Here is a 6,000-nt window from a genome sequence, read left to right on the forward strand (position 1 = left end):
ACGACCACCGCATCCAGACCACGAAGAACCCCCACAACGCGGCTGCCGACGTCAGGCGGCGGGGTCCCACGGTCCACGGCACGTCGACCCGCGCGGCCGCCGAGGACGCAGCACCCGAAGCAGGGTTCCGAGCAGGAACAGAGGTGGCCATGTCGCCAAGAAAAGCGCGGCTCACGCGAGCGTGACAGGTCGAGTCGGCGGGGGTACGGACTCAACCTCCCTCAGGGCTACGAACCCCTGCATGCCCGGTCAGAGCTCGGAGTGATGAAGAACCCGGTCGAACCCACTGACCGAGAGGGCACCCGGATCCGTTGGGTGAGCACGGAGACGGGCTCACCCAACGGATAGCCGGCGGTTCCTCAGAGCTGTCGGTCGCGACCGGTGAGGACCGAGGCGGCCATCACCGCGAGCGCGGCGACGACGACCTGCCACACGTGCCGCCACCAGTCGATGCCCTTGGTGGTGTTGTCCCAGCCGTACCCGTTCAGGCCCTTGACATTGGAGGCCACCCCGAAGATGGCGTAGTAGAGCAGGCTGCCGACGATCATGCCGACGATGCCGCACACGATGGTCAGCCAGAACGGGATGTTGTCGCGTCCCTTGGGAGCGAGGAGTTTTCCGAGGGAGCCGATGATCACACCCCCGACGAGAGTGACGATGATCGTCCACAGCATGGCCGGTTTCCCTTCTGTCGTCGGTGGCGCCAGGGCGGGCCGCCGTCACCCGATCTTCCACCGCCGCGCGGGCAAATGCACGGATCTGGATCGACACGGCCCGCCCCGCGTTTCGCGGGACGGGCCGTGAACGCCGCGTGGCCATGCCGGTGGACCGCGCACGGGCGTGTCCGTCGCCGGGGCTCAGCCGCCGAAGCCGACCTTTCCGATGGTGCGCGGACCGATCTCGACGTAGGCGATCTTCGCGGCCGGTACGACGACCTTGCGGCCCTTGCTGTCGCTGAGTGCCAGCAGCTCGCCACCGCCGACCGCGTCGGCGACCAGCCGCTCGACGACCTCGGCGCTCTCGTCGGTCTCCACGACCAGCTCGCGTGCCGCCTGCTGGATGCCGATCTTGACCTCCACGGGTCCTCCTTGCTGAGTCATGAACAAGTCATGAGTTGGGTCATGAATGGGTCACGGGTGTTCCCGGATGAGCGGGAGTCCCACCCGGCTGGTCCTGCCTGCCCTACTCGGGCTGCTCGGGCTTGCCCTCGTCCGCCTTGGGGTAGCCACGGATCCCGCGCCAGGCGAGCCCGGCGACCAGTGCCACCGCCTCGGCCTGGGCCAGGTCGCCATCCTCCTCCAGCCAGAACCGGGAGCTGACCTGGGCCATGCCGACCAGCGACACCGCGAGCAGTCGTGAGGCCTTCTCCGGCAGGCCGGTGTCGTCCCCGATCACCACCGCGATCATCTCGGCGCAGTCGTAGGTGACCTTGTCGACCATCTCGCGTACCGCCGGCTCGTTGGTCAGGTCGGACTCGAAGACCAGCCGGAAGGCGCCGGACTCGCTGGCGACGTACTCGTAGAACGCGGCGACGGTGCGCGCCACTCGCTCCTTGTTGTCGTCGGTCGACTCCAACGCCGTCCGGCACTTGTCGGTGATGGAGGTGCAGGAGTCGGCGAGCAGCGCCAGATAGAGCTCCAGCTTCCCCGGGAAGTGCTGGTAGAGGACGGGCTTGGAGACGCCGGCGCGGTCGGCGATGTCATCCATCGCCGCGGCGTGGTAGCCCTGGGCCACGAAGACCTCCAGGGCGGAGTCCAGAAGCTGGGCCCGGCGTTCCACCCGTGGCAGGCGCGCGCCACGCGGGCGAGCGACCTCGACGTCGTACTGCTCGGTAGTCACGAGGCAAGCCTACTGTGGCCCCGGCCGGATGCCGCCCGGCCGGCATTCCTTCCGGATCGCGGGACGGTGCCGGCGCGTTTCGCGCGGCGAGGGAACATGGGGTGGTGGCCCGGTGTTGGTACTGGCGTCACGCACCGTCCGAACCGAGGAGCAGCAGTGTCCCTTCCACCGCTCGTGGAGCCCGCCGACGAGCTCACCGTCGACGAGGTGCGCCGTTACAGCCGTCACCTGATCATCCCCGACGTCGGGATGGCCGGGCAGAAGCGGCTCAAGAACGCCAAGGTGCTGGTCATCGGCGCCGGCGGCCTCGGCAGCCCGGCGCTGCTCTACCTGGCCGCGGCCGGCGTCGGCACGCTCGGCATCGTGGAGTTCGACGAGGTCGACGAGTCGAACCTGCAGCGTCAGGTCATCCACAAGCAGTCCACCATCGGACAGCCCAAGGCCACCTCGGCCAAGGCGGCGATCGCCGAGGTCAACCCGTACGTCGAGGTGGTGCTGCACAACGAGCGGCTCGACAACGACAACGTGGAGCGGATCTTCACCGGCTACGACCTGATCGTGGACGGCACCGACAACTTCGCGACCCGTTACATGGTCAACGACGCGGCGTACTTCCTGGGCATCCCGTACGTGTGGGGCTCGATCTATCGCTTCGACGGCCAGGCCTCGGTGTTCGCGCCGACGCTGGTCGAGGACGCCCCCTGCTACCGCTGCCTCTACCCCGAGCCCCCGCCGCCGGGGATGGTGCCGTCGTGTGCCGAGGGCGGCGTGCTCGGCGTGCTGTGCGCCTCGATCGGCTCGATCCAGGTCAACGAGGCGATCAAGCTGCTGACCGGGATCGGCGAGCCGTTGGTCGGCAAGCTGATGATCTATGACGCCCTGGAGATGGAGTACCGCAAGCTGAAGGTCCGCAAGGACCCGAACTGCGCGCTGTGCGGCGAGCACCCCACCGTCACCGGCCTGATCGACTACGACAGCTTCTGCGGTGCGCTCTCCACGGAGGCGGCGGACGCGGCGGTGGGCTCCACCATCTCGGTGACCGAGCTCGAGCACATGCTCAAGGAGCGCGAGGAGGGCAGCCGGGAGTTCGTCCTGGTCGACGTCCGCGAGCCGAACGAGTACGAGATCAACTCCATCCCCGGGTCGGTGCTGATCCCGAAGGGCGAGTTCCTCAACGGCAACGCCTTCGAGGAGCTGGGCACCCTGACCGGGGGCGGTGCCAAGCAGCTCGTGCTGCACTGCAAGAGCGGGGTCCGCTCGGCCGAGGCGCTGGCGATCGCCAAGGGCGCCGGCTACGCCGACGCGGTCCATGTCGGCGGCGGCGTGGTGGCCTGGGTCAACCAGATCGATCCGTCCCAGCCGTCGTACTGATCCCGGCGACCCGGGCGCCCACGACGGGTGCACAGCCGCAGTGTGCCCGCCGGGCCCCGGGGACGGTCGTCAAGGGATGTAGGCGAGTGCCCGCTTCCCGTGTGGAATTCCACCGGGGAAGTGCCAGTTCGGCTGCATACCTTGACGAACGCGCCGGCGCCCCGTGCCCGGAACGTCGGTGACTCGCCAGTAACCCGAGAGCGGTCTGCCTCGTTTTCCTTCCGTCACATCGTCGACGAAGGGCAACCCATGGCACCTCGCTCCCACCCTCGGTCGAAGCTCGCCGTCCTCCTCCGCACGGGCGCCGCGGCACTCGCGGTGGCTCTGGTGACGTCACTGGTCGTGCTGGCCGGTGGCCTGACCGCCCCGGCCGGCGCCGCCACCTGGGCGTCGGCCTCGAGCGCCACGATCCATCCCGGCGTGATGATGTACACCGACGGCGCCCAGTGCACCGCGAACTTCGTCTACACCGACTCCGCCGGCAACGTCTACGTGGGCTACGCGGCCCATTGCGCGGGCCTGGGTGAGTCGACCGACACCAACGGCTGCTCCACCGAGTCCCTGCCGCTGGGCACCAAGGTCACCTTCAACTCCGGCGGGAGCCTGGTCGACGAGGGCACCGTGGTCGGACACGGCACGTTGGTCTACTCCTCCTGGCTGCGGATGCAGAAGCTGGGCACCAGCAACGCCAACGTCTGCGCCTACAACGACCTGGCGCTGGTCAAGGTCGCCGCAGCGGAGAAGAAGCTGGTCAATCCCAGCGTCCCGTTCTGGGGAGGCCCGACCGGGATCGACACCGACGGCACCGCGGCGGGCGACCGGGTCTGGACCTACGGGAACTCCAGCCTGCGCGCGGGCATCTCGGCACTCTCCCCGCACACCGGGATCAGCCTCGGCGACGACTCCGCCGACGGCGGTTGGTCGCACCCGCTCTACACCGTCACGCCGGGCATCCCCGGCGACTCCGGGTCCGGCTTCCTCTCCGCGGACGGCAAGGCGATCGGTGTGCTCTCCACCCTGGGACTGGCGCCGCTGCCGGCCTCGAACAACATCGGCGACCTGAGCAAGGAGCTCGGCTGGGCGCAGAAGCACTCCGGGATCGCGGGCCTGCGACTGGTCAAGGGCACCGAGCCGTTCGACCCCGGGGTGTAGCGGTGCGATAGGACTGACCCGTGGCCGGGTCAGCGGAGTACGTCGAGGCGGTGCTCGTCATCGTCGAGCGGATCCCGCGCGGCCGCGCGACCACCTACGGTGCCATCGCCGACGCGCTCTTCGACGACTTCGGCGGCGGCCCGCGGCAGGTCGGGTCGGTGATGGCGCGGTACGGCGGCGGGGTGCCGTGGTGGCGCGTCGTACGCGCCGACGGGTCGCTGCCGCCCTCGCACGGGGACGAGGCCCGACAGGCCTACCTGGAGGAGGGCACGCCGCTGCGCCCCTCGGGAGCGGTGGACCTGCGCGCCGCGCTGTGGGTGCCGACCAGCTGAGGCCAGGGTGACCCAGGGTGACCCGGGTGACCCGGGTGACGGAGGCTGACCGAGGCGGACGCAGCGTGGACCGGGCGGTGCACCGGATCGCCCGGCAGGACACAATGAGCAGGTGATCTACCGAGTCCTGCACACGGCGATCCCGCCACTGCTCCGGGCCGCGTGGCGGCCCACGGTGACCGGGCGGGAGAACGTGCCGCGCACCGGTGGGGTGATCCTGGCCAGCAACCATCTCAGCTTTGCCGACTCGGTGGTGATCCCGTCGACCGCGCCGCGACCGGTGCACTTCCTGGCCAAGTCCGACTACTTCACCGGCACCGGCGTCAAGGGCGCGTTGCAGCGGGCCTGGTTCGAGGGCCTCGGCATGTTGCCGGTGGACCGGGACGACCCGCAGGCGGCGCTCGGCTCGCTGGAGGTGGCGCTGGAGGTGCTGCGCCGGGGTGAGGCGTTCGGGATCTACCCCGAGGGCACCCGCTCCCGGGACGGCAGGCTGTATCGGGGCCGCACGGGGGTGGCCCATCTCGCCCTGACGGCCGGCGTGCCGGTGGTCCCGGTCGGGTTGATCGGCACCGAGAGGATCCAGCCGGTGGGCAGCAGCCTGCCGAGGCTGGCGAAGGTGTCGGTCGCCTTCGGCGAGCCGATCGAGATCGGCGATCGCTTCGACGGGACCGCGTTGGGGCGGGCCCGGCGGATGCTCACCGACGAGATCATGACGGCGATCGCCGGCCTCAGCGGGCAGGAGTTCGCCGGGGCCTACAACGAGCGCCCGGCGACCGCCTGAGCGCTCGTCGGCGCCCCGACGCGATCGACACCGGCCGGGTCTCCGCCGTACGGCCGGTGCTGTCCCTTGTGTCCGCGACCGAGACGACGGACGATGGAGGTGACCCGCCTCACGGTGGGGTGGGCCGTGGCAATTCCGTGCCGAGGTGATCGCGATGGCCACGACGACCACGCTGTACGACGATCTGCAGCTCACCCACGACCGTCTGTGCGGTGCCCTGAGCGCCGCCCGTGCGGTCAGCGCCCGTCCGGAGCAGAGCTCCCGCGGCTGCCCGTCCATCGACGGGTTCCTCTCCCGGACCAGCCGGCACCTGCATGCGGTCGACGCCGTACTGCTGCCGGCGGCGCGCGAGCTCGACGGCGGGCCGGAGTTGGTGCACGACTACCTGGCGCGCGCCCGCCGGCTCGAGGTGCTGCTGGCGCACGTCAAGGCGCACGAGTTCGGCTCGACCTGGGAGACCAGGTTCGACTGGTCCACCCTGTGGGACGACGTGGAGGTCGCGCTCACCGACCAGTGGGCCGGTGA

Annotated in this window: 8 protein-coding genes; 5 read left to right on the plus strand and 3 right to left on the minus strand. The window is 70.1% G+C overall.

What is annotated here, in order from left to right:
- Positions 1–359 precede the first annotated feature (359 nt).
- The 3 genes from QM638_RS07995 to QM638_RS08005 all read right to left on the minus strand — a co-directional run bounded on the left by QM638_RS07995 (position 360) and on the right by QM638_RS08005 (position 1,839).
- The gene (locus tag QM638_RS07995) at positions 360–674 is read right to left on the minus strand and encodes a GlsB/YeaQ/YmgE family stress response membrane protein (RefSeq protein WP_415141430.1); all 315 of its coding nucleotides are present in this window, start codon (positions 672–674) and stop codon (positions 360–362) included.
- 183 nt (positions 675–857) lie between these two features.
- Positions 858–1,079 (minus strand): DUF3107 domain-containing protein, encoded by a 222-nt coding sequence (locus tag QM638_RS08000; RefSeq protein ID WP_415141431.1) that lies wholly within the window; start codon positions 1,077–1,079, stop codon positions 858–860.
- Between the two features lie 103 nt (positions 1,080–1,182).
- Positions 1,183–1,839 carry a TetR/AcrR family transcriptional regulator gene (locus QM638_RS08005; protein ID WP_415141432.1) on the minus strand — a complete coding sequence of 219 codons (657 nt, stop codon included), beginning with the start codon at positions 1,837–1,839 and terminating at the stop codon, positions 1,183–1,185.
- A gap of 156 nt (positions 1,840–1,995) precedes the next feature.
- Between QM638_RS08005 and moeZ the strand changes: the two genes are divergently transcribed.
- The 5 genes from moeZ to QM638_RS08030 form a co-directional block, all read left to right on the plus strand.
- The gene (gene moeZ / locus QM638_RS08010; protein WP_415141433.1) at positions 1,996–3,210 is read left to right on the plus strand and encodes an adenylyltransferase/sulfurtransferase MoeZ; all 1,215 of its coding nucleotides are present in this window, start codon (positions 1,996–1,998) and stop codon (positions 3,208–3,210) included.
- A 327-nt stretch (positions 3,211–3,537) separates the two neighbouring features.
- Entirely contained in the window at positions 3,538–4,362 is an 825-nt protein-coding gene (locus tag QM638_RS08015; protein WP_415141434.1) for a hypothetical protein, read from the plus strand.
- A 20-nt stretch (positions 4,363–4,382) separates the two neighbouring features.
- Positions 4,383–4,694 carry an MGMT family protein gene (locus QM638_RS08020; protein WP_415141435.1) on the plus strand — a complete coding sequence of 104 codons (312 nt, stop codon included), beginning with the start codon at positions 4,383–4,385 and terminating at the stop codon, positions 4,692–4,694.
- Positions 4,695–4,806: 112 nt separating this feature from the next.
- Positions 4,807–5,475, plus strand: a complete 669-nt coding sequence (locus QM638_RS08025; protein ID WP_415141436.1) for a lysophospholipid acyltransferase family protein — start codon at positions 4,807–4,809, stop codon at positions 5,473–5,475.
- Between the two features lie 154 nt (positions 5,476–5,629).
- Positions 5,630–6,000: hypothetical protein (locus QM638_RS08030; protein ID WP_415141437.1), on the plus strand; the 371-nt coding region annotated here is incomplete at its 3' end.

The sequence above is a fragment of the Nocardioides sp. genome (assembly GCF_047606145.1).
GTDB lineage: Bacteria > Actinomycetota > Actinomycetes > Propionibacteriales > Nocardioidaceae > Nocardioides.